Genomic DNA, 20,492 nt, shown 5'->3' on the forward strand with positions numbered 1-20,492 from the left:
ATGGTTAAGCAACTAATTATACTGGTATTTGTACTGCTTGGATTTAATGGGCTAGCGCAAATAACACATGGCGGACAACCTGTCTCAACTGCGAGTCCGCTGGCAGTGATGGAACTGTTACCTCTAGCCGCACCTGTAGCGGCTGTTCAAAGTACATTAACCAGTGAGCAAGGAAAGTTGCCCTTACGTTTTGCAGAGCCCATTTATACCAGTTTCACACCTCAAAATTCAGGGGTGTGGGAGCAGCAAGGAAAAATGTATGTATGGCGTTTGGCCTTGCGGTCAGAAGGTGCCAAGAGTTTAAATGTGATATTTGACCGCTTTTATCTCGAACACGGCGATCGGTTATTTGCTTATAATCCTTCAAAAACGCATGTTTTGGGAGGGTTTACCAATGAGAATAATAATCCATCAAAGTTGTTTGCCATAGCACCCATAATAGGAGACGAAATAATTCTGGAGTTGCAAACACCCCGACCACCGGACGCCAGTCATGAACTGTTAGTTAGTGCTGTGAATCACGATTACCTTGGTGTTGTTGAATATATAAAGGGAACAGCGGCTTTTGGAGATTCTGACGATTGCCATGTAAATGCGATTTGCGGACCTTTAAATAGTTCCGAGATTAACCGATCGGTGTGCAAAGTAATCATTGATGGGAGCGCGCTTTGTAGCGGCACCTTAATGAACAATACTTCACAAAATGGGAAACCTTATTTTTTAACGGCAGCACACTGTTTTGATCAATTCGATATTAGCTCGGGAAGTATAACAGCCCAAAACATTATTTTCTATTTTAATTTTGATTCGCCCAACTGTGAAACAACTGCTCCGGGGCGCGTCGATCAAACTATCTCAGGTGCTGATGTAAAGGCCTTTGTTAAGAATGTTGATTTGGCTTTATTGGAGATGAATAAGATGCCTCCGACTGATTATCAGCCTTATTGGGCAGGATGGTCCAGGGAAACAGTCATTGCAGATAAAGTTTTTAGTGTGCATCATCCACAGGGTGATGTTAAAAAAGTATCGGTCTCTGCCAGTGCCCCAGTTGCTACTACCTTCAGCTTTTTTGGGCGTTTTATCGATGATGCGCATTGGCATGTAGCTGAGTGGGAGAGTGGCACTACGGAAGGCGGCTCGTCGGGCAGCGGACTGTTTACGCAGGAGCAATTACTGATTGGAAGTTTATCAGGTGGTTATGCCACCTGCGGAAATCCGGTAGATGACTATTACATGCGTCTAAATAAGGCCTGGGATGTAAATGCAGCGACTGATAAGCAATTGGTTTTTTGGCTTGATAATGTGGGGGAGGATGTGCTGAAATTGGAAGGGATTGATTTTTATACCAATAAAAAGGTTCTGACGCATTACCACGTGAGCGATGAGAAAGTCGTGAAGTATGACAATGCGTTTAAAGGCAGTTGGTCGGGGCACAATAGCAGGGGCGACGATGCTTTTGCTGAACTCTATGATGATATACCGGCCAGTAAAATTGCCGGAGTATTTCTTTCTCCTGCCAAAGTAACGAACAATTATCCCGGACAAACCTTCAACATTAAAATATGGAATGCGCTCAACGGTTTACCAAACGAAGAGATTGGTTCAATTGATGGAGTATCGTTAAGTAGCATGTCTGGTGCCAGGCAGCTATTTACTTTAGAAACTCCTTTAGAAGTAAATGAGCCAATATTTGTTGGTGTAGAGCTTAATTATTCCCCTGTGCCTATTGATACGCTGGCCATTTATCAATTTCAACCAGCAGATGGCCTCCCTGCCCGCAATAAGGCTTATATTCGAAACTCAGGCCTTTGGCAGCCTTACAGTGCTCTTCATCCTGATGGAGCCAATGGCGCCTACCTGATAGAGTTATTGGTTGATAGTAATTATTTGCCGACAGATTCTGGGGATCTCGAAAGAAAAGATAAAGTCCGACTGCACAATAACCCGGTACGTAACAGTCGGGTTGCTTTTAGTTCAGATATACCTGATCTGACTACCGTTAAAATGTATGGCCTTAACGGACGGCTGGTAAAAACCTATGCCGTCCAAAACGCCTCCGAGGATAACTTTTCTGTTGCAGAATTTCCCGCAGGTATTTATTTGCTAAAATTTAGTTCGCCAACAGAAAGTGTGGTAAAAAAACTGATGCTTCTGGATTGATTACTGACTTATTTTCAGGTTATCCAAACAAAAGTACATCGGCATTTCAAAAGTGGTGTCGTCATCACGCGAAGAACTCAAGTTAAAAGTCAACTGATGAACCGCACCCAATTGTGAAAGATTGATTTCTTCCCAGTCTGTAACGATGTATTTGCTGGCAGTGAGCTCAGGCCTGTAATCGGCTAAAAGAAATTCAACAGGTTGCGAGACGGGAGTTCCCGTGGCATCAAGTCCGTTAATGGTGAGCAGGAAATAGTCTTTACCTTCCTTCTTGTTGAAATTGTTGTTCATAGCCAAGTAACTGCGGGTAGCGTTGTTAACTTCAATACTTTCCACCACGTGAGCGTTGCCATCGTTAAAACTGATTGAAAAGTTGGTGTCTGCCAGCTGCTTGTAAACCATAAATATTTCCGAATCCTCAGCACCCGAATTGGCATACACGCTGAACTCATTATCCGTGGAAGCATCACTTTTGTTTGTATTGTTGCTCAAGGCAAAACCGCCCCAGTTAGCAGGATTAGCTGCCTCAAAATGGCAGGTATAGCGGACGTATTTGAATTGATGAAATCCAGATTCCGGGCTATTGTAAAAGCCGTCATCATTGAGTTGCTTAAACTCCTCAAAACTATTTATATCCATCGAATGGGCGGTAAACGAAAGGGTGTCGTCACCAGTGGGAGTTAACACCGTAAAGAGGAACTTGTATTTCCCCAAGCTGCGATTTTCAAAAGTAAGGATCTTTTCATTCTGAATCAGTGTGCCGTTCTCGTACCAGGCATATTCAGCGTTGATGTCATAGGTGATTTTGGGTTCAATAACTTCAACACTGTCTGTGTCAAAATCAAAACCACCTTCGGGAACTTGCAGGTAGATAGTAGGGGCCGGCACCACCTTTTCTTCATTTTGGCAGGCTGCGGTGAGCAGTGCAGCACAAAGTATTATATAAATATGTTTAAGCATACTATTTAAGTTTAAAATGGTGATCCAGGAAACCTGGAATCTGTTCCGCTCCAATGCGTTTGGCCAGTATCTTTTTATCCTTGTCTAAAATATAAATAACAGGCGTGCTGTAAATATCGTAGTTGTTTCTGAAATTACTTCGATTGTAAGGGTCATACAAGTGAATCCATTCGACCAGCTGATGGTCGTTAATGAATTTCACCCAAGGTTCTTTTTCCCATTGCGTATAAACGGCAACAATTTTTATATTCTGATTTGAATATTTTTTCCAAACTTCTTCATATAGCCTGGGTATTTCCTTTTCGCAATGGCCACACTCGGGCTCCCAAAAAATAAGGATTGTAATTTCAGCACGGACCTCACTCAAGCGATAAAACTCCTCGGTATATGATTGCATTTTGAAATCGGGTGCCGTATTCCCAAGTATGTTGGGTTTAATTTTAGAAACACGCTCTTGTAGGTTCTTTAAAAACTCCTCATCGACCCAATCGGCCCGTCCGCTCAGGTAGTAGGTTTCCCCCAGAGCCACCAATACGGCATCCATGCCCATAATTTTGCTTTCGTTGGCCCGGTTAAACAGGTGCTGAATCAAGTACTTTTCCATCTCATAGTTGCCATTGGCCATGGCTATTACCCGGTGCGATTCCTTGATAATGGTATCTGGCACCTGAAGCAATACATTGGAGAAGTAATTGTCGAGCTTAGCTGTGAAAAATGGCGTGCGAAGGATGCGTGGGTCATCCATTTGCAGGTTGTCGAAATAATGAGCTTTATAATAGTCGTAGCGCAGGCGTTGAACGACTGAATCCGGATTAGTACTGCCTGCAGGTGCTTGCATATTGGGCACCGAAATTTCTTGAGTCGCTTTTAAAAAGACATTGAGAAAGTTGTTAGTGTGCTTCCGCGTCAGGGTTTCGTATTTTGACTTGACAGCCGACGATAACTCTGCAATTTGTTGTTCCAGCTTTTGCTTAGTTGCAAGGTCTGTGGTGTTTTTTAATTTTTCCTGTAGGGGTGCTGCTTCCTTTTGCTTGTTAATCAAATACCTTTGATAGGCTAAAAAATCAGCACTTTCAGCACTGCCTTCAATCGACATGCTTTGCAGTAAATCTCCTTTTGATGTGGTTACGTTAAATTGCTGGTCATTGCCAATCAGCAGGTCAAAATAGGACTGGTCCTCCAGGTAAACAATGTAAAGGCCTTCATCAAGCTTTTCCTTACCTTTAAAAGTGTATTCGCCCCCTGCACTCACAAATGCAGTATCTTTTACGAGCATTTTCTTGTTAAAATAGTAGCCCAGTATTAAAGTGGATTCACTATAATCTTTAATGTTGATAGTTATGTTATGCGCCTGTGAAAATAAGCCGCAAGTAATCAGGTTAAGTAATAGCAGTAATGTGACATTCTTCATAACTGTAATTCCATTTGGGTGTTAAATATATAGAAGTTTAGCTATTCTTTTAGCATTCTCTTGGTTGTTATAATACTTATCCAGAAGCATCTTACGTTTTTTTAACTCAACTTCTGAAACATCTTTATCCATTAGCTGATTGATTAAACTTATCCAGTCATTTGGGGTTGACGCAATATTAACTAATTCTTCCAAATTAGAATATTTAACCATCAGATCATTGCAAATAATATGTCTGCCAGTATACAAAGAGTTTATTAATTTAAGCTTAATGCCGGTTGCCTGAAAGGTATGCAAAAGAATCATCTGTGACTGTCTGATTAATGATTTCATTTTCTTCTCGGAAGGAGAAGCTATCAGTTCGATATGAGGAAACTTTGCGCAGGCTTTACTAATACTCTTGTGAGGATTCAGTCCTGCCAAAATGACTGGTTGAGTTGTTTTACATAGAACATTATTAATGAGAAATAAAACAGATTTAATATTTTCATCGACCGCTAGGTTGCCATGAATTAGTATGTAGCTGCCTTTCCCACTTTTACTTGAAATATCACTATGCTCATGAAAAGCAGGCACTAAAAAGGTGCTTTTCTGAATTTGTGAGAAAAAGTCGCAATCATTTGAGGAAATTGACATAATTCCTTCAACTTGCTTTAAATTCTGTTCAAATAACTTAAGTTTTAGATGTTCAATTGCATAAAACACTTTTTTAAGGGGCTCACGGCATGCCTTCCTGAGTTCTTTGTAGTATTGCTGTTCAATATTATGTGTTCTTACAAAAATACGGTTGTGGTCTACTTTGTTTAGGATTCCCAGTCCATGAATACCTTCAACTATAATTTTAGAGTTATCCTCATTTAATTTATCTATCAGTCGTTTGCTGGTCCTTGATTTTACGATAAACGGCTTCAATGAAAGATGATCAATAAGTCTGATTGGACGCTTGTAGTAACTTACCTTTGAGCATATCTTTTCTAGTTCGGGCGCTCTCTCTTTATTATATTGAAAGCAATGAAGATGTATATCAATGTTCAGTTCGTAGAGAGCTTTTAATTTATAATAGATGTCTATAACCCCTCCATAATTTGGAGGGGATGGTATCGTTAAACTAACAACGTGAATCATTCATTGACGAATTAAATGGCCGCAGTGTATTTCTTTAACCACTCTTTCTCTTCTTTAGTGAGGAATGGCGAAACGCGTTCATAAACTTTTTGATGGTAGTTGTTTAACCATTCTTTTTCCTGCTCAGATAAAAGCTCAAGTTGTATAGCTCGGGTATCAATCGGGCAGAGCGTCAAGGTTTCAAACTTAAGGAACGTACCGAACTCAGTTTCTTTATCCAGAACCGTTAAAATGAGGTTTTCAAGGCGTACGCCGTGTTTGGCGGCTTTGTATATACCTGGTTCGTTGGACGAAATCATCCCTTCTTTAATTTCAACCCCATTATCTTGTGGGCGAATGCTTTGAGGACCTTCGTGTACACACAAAAAGTGACCAATGCCATGGCCGGTGCCGTGCCCGTAATTAATACCATGCTGCCACATGGCCTGGCGCGCCAGTATGTCCAGATGAACGCCTCTGGTGCCAGTCGGAAATACGGCCCTATCCAAACCTATATTGCCCTTTAGAACCAGTGTGAAATCTGTTTTTTCTTCATCTGTAAGTGGCCCCAGGGCGATGGTACGGGTAATGTCGGTTGTTCCTTCGGAGTACTGTCCCCCGGAATCGATCAGGTAAAGACCTTTGGGCTCTAATGTAGCCGCCGATTCTTCCTGAACGGCATAATGCACAATTGCTCCATTGCCGGCATAGCCACTGATGGTGTTAAACGAATCACCATGGTAGTTGGGCTGTTCTGCTCTAAAGGCACTAAGCTTGAGGGCCGCCGAATACTCTGTGATGGTCTCTTTGCCAATGGTGTTATCGAGCCAATAAAGAAACTTAACCATGGCCACACCATCTTTCACCATGGCTGTTCTAAAGTTTTCAACTTCTACGTTGTTTTTTTGAGCCTTTAGGTTGGTAACAATACTGGTTGATTCAATTTTAGTGCTTTGCTGTGGTAAGAAACTAAATATGGTGCTGTTGGTCCGGTTAGGATCAACGATCACTTTTCCTAAAGGCGGTATGTCTTTTATGAAGTTGTAGAAATCTTTGTAAATAAAGATTTTGATATTTTCTTCAGATAGTTGTTTACCAATCGTGGAGGTCAGCTTGTGGGGATCGATAAAGACGTTGACGTGGTTATGAGATATTACTATATAGGCATGAAAAACAGGATTGTACTGCACATCCTGCCCCCTGAAATTTAGCAGCCAGGCTACTTCGTCAAGCGTTGATATGATGTAGTGCGTTGCTCCCTGTGCTTTCATTTGGCGACGTACCATTTCAATTTTTTCGGCCCTTGACAAACCGGTGTGCTCAACGCCTAGCTCGAAAATACCATCGTCCGGAATGAGCGGACGACCTTCCCAAATGTCATCTTCAATAAATAGCTTAGCATCTAAACGGATATCTGCCTTTTTAAGCATCCGATGCAACTGTCTCAGTTCATTAACGGTCATGGTTTTGCCATTAACGCCCACCACAGCGCCGGTATTAAGCTTTTGGGTCAGCCATTCTTTATAGTCCGGAACGCCTTCGTTTCCCATTTTAAATAAGTCAATGCCTGAATCTTCCAGTTGTTGTTCGGCCTGCAGGAAATAGCGTGAATCTGTCCATAGGCCGGCTTCTTCATTTGTAACAACTACTGTGCCCGCAGAACCCGTAAAGCCCGATATCCATTCTCTAAATTTCCAGTGAGATGAAGGGTATTCGCTCAAATGGGGGTCGGCACTGGTTATGATAAAAGCATCTACTCCAAGAGTAGCCATGTGACTTCTGAGTTTAAATAATCGATCAGGCGTAGACATATATATTTAGTTTTTAATTGATATGGATGAATCTTCGTTGAACACGATTAGGTTGGCTTGTGGTGTTTCGCTTTCACCTATTTTACCAGAAAAGGATATCACATTGTTCTCTTTGATTAACTGCAGAGCCTGTGGAGTAGGATGGGTGAAGGCCCCATTTCTTACTTCTCCATTAATCTGATAGCTGACACTGTAAGGAATTGTCAGTGATGTTTTAACTTCTTTATTGGAAAGGGTTAATTCGCGCAGTGTTTCAGTGGTTTCAACAAAAATCTGACCTTTGTTGAGCTCGCAAAACAGATAGGTGTGCAGGTCTTCCACTTTACCAATAAACTGGGAGCCGGTAAGGTGCAGGCTGTCCACGTTTGTAACGGTCAGGCGGTCTGTAAAAGTCTTTAAATTCATGGAGTTAATATTCACAAAACTAGCCATGCAATAGCTTGTTTCTGTGTTCACTTTTTGTCCGTTACCAATATTAAGGGTGCAGTTTTGGAATGAGGCAGTCAGTTGACCAAACGAATCAATACGCCCTTCAACAAACGATAGGTTCAGCTTGTGCTGTTTGTCTTTGGCAATATTTGTTAGCTCCAGATGACCATAGCTTTGGGTGAGGTTGATATTCCCATTGATGCTGTCTATTCTGACATCGCCAATGGAGTTGGTAACGCTTAAGTTTAAACGCGATGGAACTTTTACCATGTAGTTAATGGTAAAGGGGTAATTGGAGAAAAAGTCTTCTGAGAACACTGTTTTCAAATCGAGCTTTTTAGAATAACTTCTATTGGTAAATGTTAATAGTTTAAGGAGATCCTCCAGGTTGCTCTCGTACCTGGTTTCTATATTCACAATAATATCTACCTGCACCGTTTCTTCGTTCCAGGTTGATACGTGCACAAACCCATGTTCATTGGTTAATTTTAATTCATTGATGCGCTCTGCATCAAATGTTTTTTGAAAGGTTTGTTCTTTAATGCTTGGTTTTTCCACCCTATCAGGCGTGCTGTTGTCATCCTGAGCACTAACGCTGGTAAGGGGCAGAGATGCAACTATGCAAAGTATATACAATAATAATTTTTTCATATACAGGTTTCTAAAATGAATAATGACTGGCGCTTTGCGAATGTAGCCGCTTTGAAATAGCTGTTACCAATCAATAACGGTCGCTAAATTAAGCAAAATAGCACGGCTATGAAAATCTGTAAAAAGATTGTCCTTTATAGCAGCATCAAACCTTTTGGGGCATTTTATTATTATACCTTTGCGACAATTTTATTTTAATGGATATCAGATGAAACGAACCATTGGTTTTTCTTTGCAATCAGACGCGTAAAGGCCTGGGGACGTTTCATGTGACTAAAAAAAACAAATTATTTACACATGAAAAAAAGTAGTTTAATTAAACGGGAAGATCTTTGTTTCAAACACTGGAATGGTGAGAGCTATTCAGTATTTAACAGCATTAAAAAGGTAGTTAAGATTGGGGCTTTATGTGCCGCCTATTTTTCAATTTTTGGCTATCAGCAAACATTCGCACAGGTTGATTCAGCTTCCATCAGCAAAAAAATTAATCTTGAAGAGGTCGAGGTTTCGGCGCGGCGCACAACGTCGGTGTATTCCGAAGTGGGGCGTGTGTTGCATGTTATTTCCCGTAAGGAGATTGAAGAACTGCCCGTTTACAGTGTTCAGGACCTGCTGAAATATGCCATGAATGTAGACGTGCGCCAGCGTGGACCGTTAGGAATTCAGGCAGATGTGAGCATACGAGGAGGGTCCTTCGATCAGGTCATGATTCTGTTTAATGGGGTCAATGTAAGCGATCCGCAAACCGGTCATTTAAGTCTTAACCTCCCCGTGGATATGCAGAGTATTGAACGGGTTGAGATTTTGGAGGGACCGGGAGCACGGGTATACGGGCCAGGTGCTTTTAGCGGAGCCATCAACTTTGTAACCGGAACAAAAACTCAGGATAATTTGACTGTGAACGTGCTGGGAGGGCAACATGGCTTGTACAATGCATCGGCCAATGCAACGGTTAAAACCGGCATCCTCAAAAATTACCTGGCAGCCAGCACCGCCTCCAGTGATGGGTATATCGATAATACAGACTTCAAAAATCACAGCATTTTCTATCAGGGCCAGCTGGATTTTGGCAAGGAACAGCTGGATGTACAATTAGGTTATAACAACAAGGCTTTTGGTGCCAATGCCTTTTATACGCCGGCCTATCCCAATCAATTTGAGCAAAATAAAACGACTTTTGCCTCCATCAAACTCACCTCAGGAGAAACAATTAAAGTATCACCAACACTTTACTGGCGTCGTCATCAAGACCGTTTTGAGCTGTTTAGAAATAATCCTGCCAGTTGGTATACCACTCACAATCATCACCTCACGGATGTATTGGGTGGAGCTTTCAATGCAGTTATACCATGGGCTTTAGGTAAAACTTCGGTTGGTGGCGAAGTGCGCAGCGAAAATGTGTGGAGCAACGTGTTGGGCTACGCTGTGAAAACGCCAATAGATGTGCCTGGCGAAGATGCTCAATTTACCAAATCATTCCACCGGACCAATGTCTCCACCTTTGTAGAGCATGTGTATAACTATCAAAAGCTATCAATATCGGCCGGGGTATTGATGAATTGGAATTCGGATTTGGGATTTGGGATTGATTTTTTTCCGGGGCTCGATGTGAGCTATTGGCTGGCTGATGCCGTTAAATTTTATGGGAGTGCCAACAAAAGCCTTCGTCTACCAACTTTTACCGATCTGTTTTACGCCGGACCAACCAATCTTGGGAACCCAGACTTGAAACCAGAGGAAGCGCTGACTTTTGAAGGAGGATTAAAAGTTGTTAAGCCTTGGTTCAACGGGCAGACAAGCGTGTATTACCGCGAAGCAGATAACCTGATTGATTGGGGACGTCTGGCCGGCGAAGAAAAATACCAAACTCGTAACCTATCGGAAATGAGTTCGTGGGGCTTTCAGGCGCAAGGACGAGTTGATGTTTACGAATTGATTGGTCGAAACCCATTAAAGAACATTGAATTAGGCTATGCCTATATCGATCAGGATAAGAACATGCCTGCCGAATACGAGTCGGTGTATGTAATGGATTACCTGAAACATAAGTTTAATGCGGCAGCTAATCTGACTATTTACAAACAACTGGGAGCCGTTGTGAACTTTATGTATCAGGATAGGGAAGGAGGCTACATCAGCTTTGTGGACGGCTCTTACGAGGAAGTACCCACCGAGTACACGCCGTTCTGGTTGACCGATGTGCGCCTGCAATGGTCGGCTCCCAAATACAAGGTGTTTGTGGATGCCACCAACGTGTTCGATAAGCGTTATTACGACTTAGGGAATTTAGTGCAGCCGGGCCGTTGGGTGAGAGCTGGTGTGCAACTCAACCTAAATTTATAAGAAAAGCAGCTTGTAAAGTGCGACAACCTGCCTGACCATTGGTTGGGCAGGTTGATTATCTTTGATAAGTGACTTCGCCACTTGCAAGAAGCCTTTTACAATTTGATCATTGAACTTTACTACCTGCGAGAATGGTTTTCCAACTTGATCATTGAACTCCACCACTTGCGAGAGGACTTTTCCAATTCGGGAATTGAACTCCACCACTTGCAAGAAGCCTTTTACAATTTGATCATTGAACTTTACTACCTGCGAGAATGGTTTTCCAATTTGCTCATTGAACTCCACCACTTGCGAGAGGACTTTTCCAATTCGGTAATTGAACTTCACCGCTTGCGAGACGGTTTTACAAATTAGTAATTGAACTTTACTACCTGCGAGAAGGTTTTTTCAATTTGCTCATTGAACTCCACCACTTGCGAGAGGACTTTTCCAATTCGGTAATTGAACTTCACCACTTGCGGGAATTTTTTCACAATTTGATAATTGAATTTCACCACCTGCGAGAAGGGCTGAATCAACGAATTAGGCCCCTCAACAGTTTGTGCAGCCATATAATTGCCGTCAGGGTTTTGCCTGTGCTGGTTTTTGTGTGATTGCTACTACGCTTTTTTAATGATCATCTCGCAGTTTTTGCAGTCGAATTCAAGTGTGTACTGGTCCTTATCGTTGTACAACGTTAATGGCAAAAGCTGTTTAGCTTCAGGGTGCTCCTTCAGGCACTGATTATTCATATACAGAAGGCAGTGTTTGGTACGCATCAGTTCAGCATCATTGATGTTGGCCTGACGCTCAAATCCCCAATCGCTTTGAGTAACCCCGTGTCGCTGGTAAAACTGGCGGGCTTTTTCGTTGATGATGTTAGCTGTGAAATTGAGCTCAGCTTTAGGAAATGGGATTTCTGTGCTTGCAAACGGACGCTCTTTGGCTTTAAAGTGGCGGAGTCGCTCAGTCAGATGCAGGTCAATTAATTCCCGACGCAGTGCATTTAAGTCCTTCGCCCTGAAAAACCAATCGCTGTTTAAATCGATGTGTACATTTTCGGCATGAAAAATGGTTCCGCCCAGTTTGCTAATTTGCGACTGTATTTGCTCTAAAGCACGTGCCGGATTATTCGCAATATCACCCTCTAACTGCCTGGTAATGGCCGATTGAATGCCGTCTTCATCGTGTATGGATAGAACAAAGCCATCTTTAGTTTCGGTAAAGTAAATGTCGGCGTTGACCTTTCTTTGGGTCGTGCTATTGTTAACATTATCGGTAAAGGCTTTATCAAAATTACGATACAGTTGCATGCCTGTTTTAATGCCTTTCAAACTGTTGGGATAAATCTTGTTGCCTTCAGCCCGGTTCACTTTCAGCCCGGTGAGTTCCTTATGCTTGTCGAAATAGGAGAGTCCATCGCCATTATGGATGGGCACCGTGGAGTCAAGCGTAAAGTGATCTTTGCCCACCTGCTTTACTTTTCCTATCTGTTCACCTTTGTTTTTAGGAGAGTCGATGGACCAAATGCCTTTTGCACGGCCATTAACAAAGTAGTTGGTAAACCCTCTGTTGAAACTTTTGCCAGCGTCAGGCTGGTAACTGTTGATACAATGTCCACTCGAGGCACGTCGGATATCGGTGCGTTGCTCGATAATTTCATCCAGTAGCTGGCGGTAATGAGCCGTAACATTGGCTACGTAGTCCTTGTCTTTTAGTCGTCCCTCAATTTTAAAGGAGTAGATGCCTGCATCAATTAGCTGCTCCAGGTACGACGAGAGGTTTAAATCTTTCAGCGACAGCAGGTGTTTATTCTTGTATAAATCGTTTCCACTGCTGCTTTTCAAGCTGTATTTTAGTCGACAAGGCTGTGCACATTCGCCCCGGTTGGCACTTCGTTTATTGATGGCGGCACTCATGTAGCATTGCCCGCTGTAACAGACGCACAGCGCACCATGGATAAAATATTCCAGTGGAACAGATGTCCCTTTTCTAATCGTTTCAATCTGTTCCACTGACAATTCGCGGGCCAGCACTACCTGATCAAAGCCAGCTTCTTCCAAAAACTTTACTTTGTTCAGTGTGCGGTTATCAGTTTGGGTGCTGGCATGAATGGGGATAGGTGGTAAGTCCGTTTCCAGCAAGCCCATATCTTGAATAATAACCGCATCGGCCCCAAGTTGGTAAAGTTCGTGTATCAGCTCATTGGCGGCCTGTAGTTCGTGGTCGAATAATAAAGTGTTTATGGTAATGTACACTTTTACGCCAAACAGGTGCGCGTAATCAATTAGTTTTTCAATATCAGCAAGTGAGTTGCCGGCATTTTTTCTGGCACCAAAACCCGGGCCGCCTATGTACACAGCATCTGCCCCGTGGGCAATAGCGGCTAATCCGCATTCAATATTTTTTGCTGGAGAGAGGAGCTCAATGGGTCTGATATTCTTGCTGTTCATGTATGTTTGTTTAGCTTAATTCAATTAAACGGATTAGTAAATTAAGTTTAAATTTATATTTTTGTTTGTTGCTCTTGACCTAGGTTTGGACGCAAAAATAGCATATTTATTTGACCCTTAATAGATGCCGTACATCGACATAGTAGTAGTTTTTGTTGTAATAGCTTTTATCCTGTTGTCGTTATATCGCGAATGGATGGGGGCTGCCTTTACATTTTTTATTGCAGTGATGGTGTTGGGTATTTTCAAGATACTAACGCCAGCTGAGATATTGGCAGGCTTTGCCAATGAGCAAATTGCTGTAATTATAATGCTGTTACTGCTTGGTGATGCCATTCGGCAAACCTCTGTGATTGAGATCTTTTTCGCAAAGATATTCCCTGCATCATCCACTTATAAAGGCTTTTTAGCCAGAATGATGATTTGGGTGGGTGGATTCTCTGCGTTTCTTAATAATACGCCGTTGGTGGCTGTTATGATGCCTTACGTGCATCAATGGAGTCAGCGCAATAACATTTCCTCCTCAAAACTGCTGATTCCTCTGTCTTACGCCGCCATACTTGGAGGTTGTGTAACCCTGATTGGTACATCCACCAACTTGATTGTTAGCGGGATGGTCGTTGATCAGGATATATTACCCGAAATGGCGCCTCTGGAGATGTTTGATTTTGTGTGGGTGGGCCTGCCAATGTTGGTTTTGGGTTTTGCCTACCTGTATTTTTTTAGCTACCGCTTATTACCCGACCGCAAGACCGCTATTGATAAATTTATTCAGAACGATAGGAAGTTTTTAGTTGAAGCAGAGGTTAGAAAAGGCTCTAAGCTCATTGGTCAAACCATTAAAGATGCAGCACTAAAAAAAGAAAATGGTCTTATTCTGGTTGAAATCATTCGTAACAAGCGCCTGATTAATCTTATTGATGATGGATTTGTACTCAATGAAGGTGACCTTTTGCGCTTTGCCGGCGATAATAATGATGTGGTTAACCTGCTTTCAGCTACCAGTGAACTGACCTTACCTTCGGTGGGGATGATGTCTAAGCTTAAACGTTCTCAGGTGGTTGAAATTGTTATCTCACATAACAGTACGCTCATTTCAAAGCAGATAAAAGAGATATACTTCAGGGGTAAATACGACTCCGCTCTCTTGGCTATCCATCGAAATGGCGAAAGGATTGTAGGTAAGATTGACGATGTAAAACTTAAAGCTGGTGATGTGTTGTTGTTGCTGGCGGGCGATAACTTTACCACTCGTATTCAGAATGATATTGATTTTTATGTGATTTCTAAGGTGCGCGAACTGCGGAAACCCGAACGTTACAAGATATGGGTGTTGTTTGGCGGGACCTTGTTGGCGATATTTCTATCGGCTGTTAAGTTAGTTCCTCTTTTTATTGGCTTACTAATTGTTCTGGCACTAATTAATATTTTGAAAGTGGTGTCGGCCAAAGATTTACCTAAAAATATTGATTATAATCTGGGGGTTATTATTGCCTTGTCATTGGCATTGGGTACCGCCATGATGAAAACCGGGGTGGCAGCCATGATTGCTAACCTTATTATCTCTGTTTTTATGCCTTTCGGGCGGGTATCCATGCTTTTGGGAATTTATATTATAACTGCTGTTCTGGCGGCTTACATTACCAATAAAGCAGCGGTGGCCATTGTGTTTCCAATTTCTATTACTGCGGCAAAAAACCTGGGTCTGGACCCTATGCCCTTTGTGTTGGTAGTTTCTTTTGCTGCCGCCGCCAATTTCTTAACACCTATTGGCTACCAAACCAACCTGATGGTTTATGGTCCTGGAGGCTATAATTTTAAGGACTTTTTTAAAATTGGATTACCACTCACCATTATGTATATGATTGTTACCATAGGCGTGTTGAGCTATATGTACTTCTAGAAACAGGCTGCTTTTAGACGAACGCTATATGACCTGCGAGCAGTCGTGCATTATGGTACGGATACGATTCAATGTAATACTTTTAATGGGACAGAGGCGGATGATTTTACCACGAAGAAACGCAAGTAATGCTTGTGCATCTTAGCGCTTTATATGTGGGCTATTAGCTATTTGTGGTTATGGGATTTTTTCGAACAGCTCTTCTGCTATTAATTCAATCAAAAAGAGGCCACCAATAATTTGGCAGCCCCTCATTAAAAATATTGTATCGCAGCTTACTAGTAGTGACCTAGAAGTTTGGCTACCTTATCTACTTTCTTACTTTTGTTAGGGTCTAAAGGTTCATTGGTGGTTTTAGCTTTCAAAAGATCTTTCCGTAGTTCTATAAATGCTGAAGAAACCTCCGACATGTTCTGTTGGCTTTTCACCAGCTGACGTTCCATATCTTTCAGGCGAGCGGTTTGCGCATCCAGTTGTTTTTGCAGTTCCACGCGCTTCATTCCACTGGCCGTGACTTTTTCTTGTGAGTCTCTTAACTCATCCTGAAGCAGCTTGTTGCGCTGTTTAGCCTGCTGTAGTGAGTAGTTGAGGCTGGCTGTATCACGTTTTAAAATTGCTAAGGTTTGCAGCGTTTTGTTGAGCTCTTCATTGGCGGTATAGGAGGCCGCTTCCTTCGCTTTAAATTTACTGACTGTTTCGGTGAGTTTCTTATTTAACTGTTCACTTTCATCCTTTAGCTGAGTCACCATTATCATTAAATCGGATATTTCATCTGTCTTCAGCGCGTTGCTTTTACCAAAGTCATCTTTCATGCTTTCGAAATCAGCGATGGTATTTTCAAGGTTACTTTTCAACTGCTGGCTTTCAGATGTCTTTTCATCAAGATTTTTAGATAATTGACTGTTTTCATGCAGCAGCGCATCGTATTTCTTTTTTGAAACAACACAACTACTTAATGACAAAATGACTGCTGCTAAAACAACTATTACTCTGGTCATATCTATCTTTTTTATTGATTCGACTTTAAATATAAATGAAATGCAGTAATAACTCCTATTAAAAATGTTAAAGCCTTTAATTTTAATCCAACAAACGGACGTCAAATACTTTCCAATAGGCTGTTCGAGTGTGACTTCTGTAACTATAAACGATCTCTGTTAGTCATCATCGTTTCAGATCTTCTTGGTCTGATCTTCCAAAAGCAAAAATAATATTATCTTGAGGTCTCAAAATGCAATATTAAAAGTAAAGATATGCGCTTAAAAACTGTTAATTGGCTGTTGGTGTTATTCGTCATAAGTACTGGGCTTCAGGCTCAAAGTATTGAAATCAAGGGACGAGTTGTTGATGCTGAAACGAATCAACCTGTTGAATTTGCAAATATTGGCGTTGTGGGCACCTATTTGGGTACAGCCACTGATTTCAGCGGGAACTATGAGTTGGTAATCGATAACAGTTTTGCGAATCATAAGGTGCAAATTTCTGCGGTCGGATATAAAGTAAAGGAGTTTACTGTTGATGAGCTGTATATTTTAAATGGCAGTGATATTAAGTTGTTTTCACAAACTTACGGTATACAGCAGGTAGATGTAAAAGCCGATTCGAAGCGTTTGTATGGTATTTTAAAAACAGCGTCTAACATTATCGGAGATTCCTATAAAAAACCATATTCGGCCAAAGTGTTTCTCAATCAGGTTGTAAATGGTAACAAAACAGAAGTAGTGGTGGCTTATTCGGATGCGAAAGGCTACGGCAATCGATCGCTAACAGCGGCTTATGAAGCGCGCGATTTTAAGGCAGAGCAGGTGCGACGCGATTTTGAGGTGACGCCTTTGAAAGAAGGCTTGCTTTATGGCAGCGATTTGTTGGCTTTTGATGTGGTGCGTCAGAGGGGGAATGTACTGGATGTGGATTTTGTAAATGCCTATCAATTGGAGCTTATAGATGAAACTCTGATAAATGGAGATTCGGTTTGGGTGATACGCTATAAGCTGAATAACCCTGATTTATCTAAAACTGGGGATGCTTATTGTCAAAAATATGAGGGAACAATCACCTTACGGCAAAAGGATTATTCAGTTGTTAGAAATGAGTTGCATTTTGCTTCAAAAGGGTTTTTTCATGCCGGTCGGGATGCCTATCGCGACGAGGTTGCCGATGAACACTATTCTTGCACGGTGATAAGTGATTACCGCCTGACATCGGATAATAAGTATGCATTAAGTAAAATTTCCTATGCAGGTAAAAGTGAAAAAATAAGCATCGATGCCGAGTGGATAGTCTACGATTATTTGCCGTTAAGTGAAGTTGGTCAAAAAACATTTTTTACTGACAAGGAGCAGGATAAAGATTTTTGGCAGCGATTTACTTTGCCGCTTCAATAGTAAAATGGCATAGTCGAGCTATATTTTATTTTTAATTCGGTAAGTGGCAATGAGTGAGCTTTGTATGTTTAGGCTTGATGGGACATATCACACAGAGTGCCTTTTATTGTATGGTTTTTTGGCAATGCATAAATAAACAGCACCCCGAAAACAAGACTTTACCTTGTGTTTAAAATTGGCTATATTACCTCATGGTTCTCAAATAAGGGTATTCAGGCGCTTTCCTGTCAAGTGTCATGAGACTGCAAAAATCCGATTATGCCAATATACATGGATCGTCACGAATTGCCGGGTGTTACCGCTCAAGACGTAGCAGAAGCTCATCAGGAGGATTTGAAGATTCAACACCTGTATGAATGCAAGGCGCTTACCTATTGGTTTGATGAGGAACGTCAGACTGCTTTTTGTCTGATTGAGGCACCAAGCAAAAAGGCAGTGATTGAACTGCATCGGAACGCTCATGGATTGATTCCCCATCAAATTATTGAAGTAGATAGTGAGCTGGTAGAATCTTTTTTGGGGCGAATTAAAAATTCCGAAAACCTGACGGATATAGCCGAGGGTAGTATCTTCAGGATTATTATGGCATTTCAAATTGAGCGCCAGGAGGTGATAGGTGCCTCGTCAACTAAATATAGTTTCCAACTGCCTGCTGCGGCTGAGATGGATCTGATTAAATCATTACTGGGTAGTTTTAATGGTCAGGTGGCTGCAAGAGAGGATAAAATGCTGCTTTGCTCATTTACATCTGCAGTGCAGGCCATTCAGTGTGCAGTTGCTATTCGTAAAGAACTCCTTCACAAGTATAGGGAAGGGACTACGTGTATTGAACTAAAATTTGGACTGTACGGTGATCAAGCAATTAATGGACAGGAGCATTTTTTCCTGGAATACATTAGCATGGCCAGACATCTTTGTATGATTTCCCGCCATAATGCAATAGTGGTATCTCACTCTGTTCAGGAGCAATGCTTGCAGGAAGAGGCGTTGTTCCAGACTTTGGCTGATGATCTGAAAGTTTTAAGCCTGGCAGAAGAACGTTTATTGATTCAGCTAACCGAAGTGTTGAATGATTCAATTTATTTGTCCGGGTTTACAATCAGCGATTTAGCCCAAAAGATGGGTGTTAGTAAATCTCAGCTGTATAGAAACATGGCGACCATTACCGATTTGTCCCCCAGTGAATTACTCAAGGAATTTAAGATGTATCGCGCCTTGATACTGATGGAACAACACATTAAAACCATAGCAGAAATTGCCTATGAAACAGGATTTGGAAGTCCCTCATACTTTTCAAAGTGCTTTAAAAGGCGTTATGGTATTTCCCCATCTGCCTATATTGACTCATTCTCTCGTTGAAGTATTCTGATTAAAAGATTGTAGTGATACCGATTCATGGCCTTGGTACAATTTTACCAGTCTTTGAACTAAATTTACTAGTTACTTTGTGTCTCTATGTCATACCTTGCCCTTCAAATAAAAGGATAAAGCCATGTGTAATTCCGTAAAGAATTTGGAGCCGTCAAAAATTGAGGAATTTAAGGCGAAATTAAGAGGCTTGCTTGTCCGTCCGGATGATGACAGGTATGAGCATGCCAGAAAGGTGTATAACGCGATGATTGATAAGCATCCCGGTATGATTGCTTACTGTCAGGATGTGACCGACGTGCAGCTTGCCGTTAATTTTGCCAGAGATAATGAGTTGCTACTGGCAGTGAGAGGAGGTGGGCATAATGGTGGTGGTCTTGGTATTTGTGATGATGGGTTGGTAATTGATTTATCGAACCTAAAGAATGTGAGAGTGGATACCACAGATAATACTGTGCGTGTTGCAGGCGGTAATTTATGGGGCGAAGTCGACCATGTTACGCATTCATATGGCCTGGCTGTGCCGGCCGGAATTATTTCAACAACAGGGGTCGGCGGTCTGACTCTGGGAGGTGGAGTTGGCTATTTAAGCCGTAAATATGGTTTGACGATTGATAATTTGTTAGAGGCTGATATGGTTTTAGCAGATGGCTCACTGATAACTACCAGTCAAGACCTCTATCCTGATTTGTTTTGGGCCATTAGAGGTGGTGGCGGTAACTTTGGAGTGGTCACATCATTTAAATTTCAGGCGCATCAGCTCTCATCGGTTATTGGTGGTCCTACACTCTGGCCAATTGAACAAACCGAAGAAATAATGGAATGGTACGATGGTTTTATACATCAGGCGCCTGAAGACCTTAATGGGTTTATTGCCACTTTGGTTATTCCCGGAGATCCTTTTCCTGCAGAATTACACAATAAACAGTTTTGCGGTATTGTTTGGTGTTACACTGGTAATAATAGCAAAGAGTTTGATGACTTATTCAAACCGGTAAGAGCTAAAAAACCGGTATTTGAAATGGTTGGAGAGATGCCCTATCCGGCCATTCAAACGCTTTTTGATGGTTTATTGCCTACTGGTTTACAGTTTTACTGGCGGGGGGACTACTTTAACGATCTCACGCAAGAGATAAGAGCTGCCCACCGGAAGTTTGGCGCCCGGATACCAACTCCCTTATCCCAAATGCACCTGTACCCATTATCTGGTGCAGCAAGCAAACCTGGGAAAACTGAAACGCCTTGGGCCTACCGGAATGCCAGATACGCTGGTGTTATTGTTGGGGTTGATCCGGATCCTGCCAATGCGGATACTATTACCCGCTGGTGTAAGACCTACTGGGAGGCTTTACATCCCCATTCAGCCGGAGGTTCTTACTCTAACTTTATGATGGAAGAAGGGCAGGAGCGCGTGCAGGCAAGCTACCAGCACAACTATGCACGTCTGTTGGAGATCAAGAACAAATACGATCCAAAGAACTTATTTAGGGTTAATCAAAACATCAGAACCTAATCGTTTTGGTTAATAGCCTG

General features: G+C 41.9%; 15 protein-coding genes. 6 read left to right on the plus strand and 9 right to left on the minus strand.

Annotated features, from left to right (window positions below; translation table 11 throughout):
• Positions 1 to 2,160: a trypsin-like peptidase domain-containing protein gene (locus tag ACSX1H_RS16515; protein WP_439185339.1), complete on the plus strand. Its 2,160-nt coding sequence runs from the start codon at positions 1 to 3 to the stop codon at positions 2,158 to 2,160.
• Here the strand turns inward: ACSX1H_RS16515 and ACSX1H_RS16520 are convergent, their stop codons facing one another.
• The 5 genes from ACSX1H_RS16520 to ACSX1H_RS16540 are packed head-to-tail and all read right to left on the minus strand — an operon-like array spanning position 2,161 to position 8,526.
• Positions 2,161 to 3,120: a DUF4465 domain-containing protein gene (locus ACSX1H_RS16520; protein WP_439185340.1), complete on the minus strand. Its 960-nt coding sequence runs from the start codon at positions 3,118 to 3,120 to the stop codon at positions 2,161 to 2,163.
• Between the two features lies 1 nt (position 3,121).
• Positions 3,122 to 4,531 carry a redoxin domain-containing protein gene (locus ACSX1H_RS16525; RefSeq protein ID WP_439185341.1) on the minus strand — a complete coding sequence of 470 codons (1,410 nt, stop codon included), beginning with the start codon at positions 4,529 to 4,531 and terminating at the stop codon, positions 3,122 to 3,124.
• A 21-nt stretch (positions 4,532 to 4,552) separates the two neighbouring features.
• On the minus strand, positions 4,553 to 5,656 hold the full coding sequence (locus ACSX1H_RS16530; RefSeq protein WP_439185342.1) for a hypothetical protein: 1,104 nt from the start codon (positions 5,654 to 5,656) through the stop codon (positions 4,553 to 4,555).
• An 11-nt stretch (positions 5,657 to 5,667) separates the two neighbouring features.
• The gene (locus ACSX1H_RS16535; protein ID WP_439185343.1) at positions 5,668 to 7,446 is read right to left on the minus strand and encodes an aminopeptidase P family protein; all 1,779 of its coding nucleotides are present in this window, start codon (positions 7,444 to 7,446) and stop codon (positions 5,668 to 5,670) included.
• Between the two features lie 6 nt (positions 7,447 to 7,452).
• Positions 7,453 to 8,526 (minus strand): hypothetical protein, encoded by a 1,074-nt coding sequence (locus tag ACSX1H_RS16540; protein ID WP_439185344.1) that lies wholly within the window; start codon positions 8,524 to 8,526, stop codon positions 7,453 to 7,455.
• A gap of 297 nt (positions 8,527 to 8,823) precedes the next feature.
• Here ACSX1H_RS16540 and ACSX1H_RS16545 point away from each other — a divergent pair, with 297 nt between their 5' ends.
• Positions 8,824 to 10,869: a TonB-dependent receptor gene (locus ACSX1H_RS16545; RefSeq protein WP_439185345.1), complete on the plus strand. Its 2,046-nt coding sequence runs from the start codon at positions 8,824 to 8,826 to the stop codon at positions 10,867 to 10,869.
• Here the strand turns inward: ACSX1H_RS16545 and ACSX1H_RS16550 are convergent.
• The 3 genes from ACSX1H_RS16550 to ACSX1H_RS16560 are packed head-to-tail and all read right to left on the minus strand — an operon-like array spanning position 10,864 to position 13,304.
• Positions 10,864 to 11,199: a hypothetical protein gene (locus tag ACSX1H_RS16550; protein ID WP_439185346.1), complete on the minus strand. Its 336-nt coding sequence runs from the start codon at positions 11,197 to 11,199 to the stop codon at positions 10,864 to 10,866. The genes ACSX1H_RS16545 and ACSX1H_RS16550 overlap by 6 nt on opposite strands.
• A gap of 23 nt (positions 11,200 to 11,222) precedes the next feature.
• The gene (locus ACSX1H_RS16555; protein ID WP_439185347.1) at positions 11,223 to 11,423 is read right to left on the minus strand and encodes a hypothetical protein; all 201 of its coding nucleotides are present in this window, start codon (positions 11,421 to 11,423) and stop codon (positions 11,223 to 11,225) included.
• A gap of 48 nt (positions 11,424 to 11,471) precedes the next feature.
• A complete protein-coding gene (locus tag ACSX1H_RS16560; RefSeq protein WP_439185348.1) occupies positions 11,472 to 13,304 on the minus strand; it encodes a peptidase U32 family protein in 1,833 nt (610 codons plus the stop codon).
• Positions 13,305 to 13,428: 124 nt separating this feature from the next.
• Between ACSX1H_RS16560 and ACSX1H_RS16565 the strand changes: the two genes are divergently transcribed.
• Complete coding sequence (locus ACSX1H_RS16565) at positions 13,429 to 15,207, plus strand: SLC13 family permease (RefSeq protein WP_439185349.1); 1,779 nt, start codon at positions 13,429 to 13,431, stop codon at positions 15,205 to 15,207.
• A gap of 278 nt (positions 15,208 to 15,485) precedes the next feature.
• Here ACSX1H_RS16565 and ACSX1H_RS16570 read toward each other — a convergent pair whose 3' ends face one another.
• Positions 15,486 to 16,205 carry a hypothetical protein gene (locus ACSX1H_RS16570; RefSeq protein WP_439185350.1) on the minus strand — a complete coding sequence of 240 codons (720 nt, stop codon included), beginning with the start codon at positions 16,203 to 16,205 and terminating at the stop codon, positions 15,486 to 15,488.
• 255 nt (positions 16,206 to 16,460) lie between these two features.
• Between ACSX1H_RS16570 and ACSX1H_RS16575 the strand changes: the two genes are divergently transcribed.
• From ACSX1H_RS16575 to ACSX1H_RS16585, 3 genes are all read left to right on the plus strand, one after another.
• Positions 16,461 to 17,591 carry a carboxypeptidase-like regulatory domain-containing protein gene (locus ACSX1H_RS16575; RefSeq protein WP_439185351.1) on the plus strand — a complete coding sequence of 377 codons (1,131 nt, stop codon included), beginning with the start codon at positions 16,461 to 16,463 and terminating at the stop codon, positions 17,589 to 17,591.
• 258 nt (positions 17,592 to 17,849) lie between these two features.
• The gene (locus ACSX1H_RS16580) at positions 17,850 to 18,950 is read left to right on the plus strand and encodes a nickel-binding protein (protein ID WP_439185352.1); all 1,101 of its coding nucleotides are present in this window, start codon (positions 17,850 to 17,852) and stop codon (positions 18,948 to 18,950) included.
• A gap of 133 nt (positions 18,951 to 19,083) precedes the next feature.
• On the plus strand, positions 19,084 to 20,472 hold the full coding sequence (locus ACSX1H_RS16585) for an FAD-binding oxidoreductase (protein ID WP_439185353.1): 1,389 nt from the start codon (positions 19,084 to 19,086) through the stop codon (positions 20,470 to 20,472).
• Positions 20,473 to 20,492 lie beyond the last annotated feature (20 nt).

The sequence above is a fragment of the Carboxylicivirga taeanensis genome (genome assembly GCF_051851475.1).
Lineage (GTDB): Bacteria > Bacteroidota > Bacteroidia > Bacteroidales > Marinilabiliaceae > Carboxylicivirga > Carboxylicivirga taeanensis.

Coding starts and splice junctions, on each gene's coding strand:
- ACSX1H_RS16515 (WP_439185339.1), top strand. CDS start 1: ATGGTTAAGCAACTAATTATACTGGTATTTGTACTGCTTGGATTTAAT.
- ACSX1H_RS16520 (WP_439185340.1), bottom strand. CDS start 3,120: ATGCTTAAACATATTTATATAATACTTTGTGCTGCACTGCTCACCGCA.
- ACSX1H_RS16525 (WP_439185341.1), bottom strand. CDS start 4,531: ATGAAGAATGTCACATTACTGCTATTACTTAACCTGATTACTTGCGGC.
- ACSX1H_RS16530 (WP_439185342.1), bottom strand. CDS start 5,656: ATGATTCACGTTGTTAGTTTAACGATACCATCCCCTCCAAATTATGGA.
- ACSX1H_RS16535 (WP_439185343.1), bottom strand. CDS start 7,446: ATGTCTACGCCTGATCGATTATTTAAACTCAGAAGTCACATGGCTACT.
- ACSX1H_RS16540 (WP_439185344.1), bottom strand. CDS start 8,526: ATGAAAAAATTATTATTGTATATACTTTGCATAGTTGCATCTCTGCCC.
- ACSX1H_RS16545 (WP_439185345.1), top strand. CDS start 8,824: ATGAAAAAAAGTAGTTTAATTAAACGGGAAGATCTTTGTTTCAAACAC.
- ACSX1H_RS16555 (WP_439185347.1), bottom strand. CDS start 11,423: ATGGCTGCACAAACTGTTGAGGGGCCTAATTCGTTGATTCAGCCCTTC.
- ACSX1H_RS16560 (WP_439185348.1), bottom strand. CDS start 13,304: ATGAACAGCAAGAATATCAGACCCATTGAGCTCCTCTCTCCAGCAAAA.
- ACSX1H_RS16565 (WP_439185349.1), top strand. CDS start 13,429: ATGCCGTACATCGACATAGTAGTAGTTTTTGTTGTAATAGCTTTTATC.
- ACSX1H_RS16570 (WP_439185350.1), bottom strand. CDS start 16,205: ATGACCAGAGTAATAGTTGTTTTAGCAGCAGTCATTTTGTCATTAAGT.
- ACSX1H_RS16575 (WP_439185351.1), top strand. CDS start 16,461: ATGCGCTTAAAAACTGTTAATTGGCTGTTGGTGTTATTCGTCATAAGT.
- ACSX1H_RS16580 (WP_439185352.1), top strand. CDS start 17,850: ATGCCAATATACATGGATCGTCACGAATTGCCGGGTGTTACCGCTCAA.
- ACSX1H_RS16585 (WP_439185353.1), top strand. CDS start 19,084: ATGTGTAATTCCGTAAAGAATTTGGAGCCGTCAAAAATTGAGGAATTT.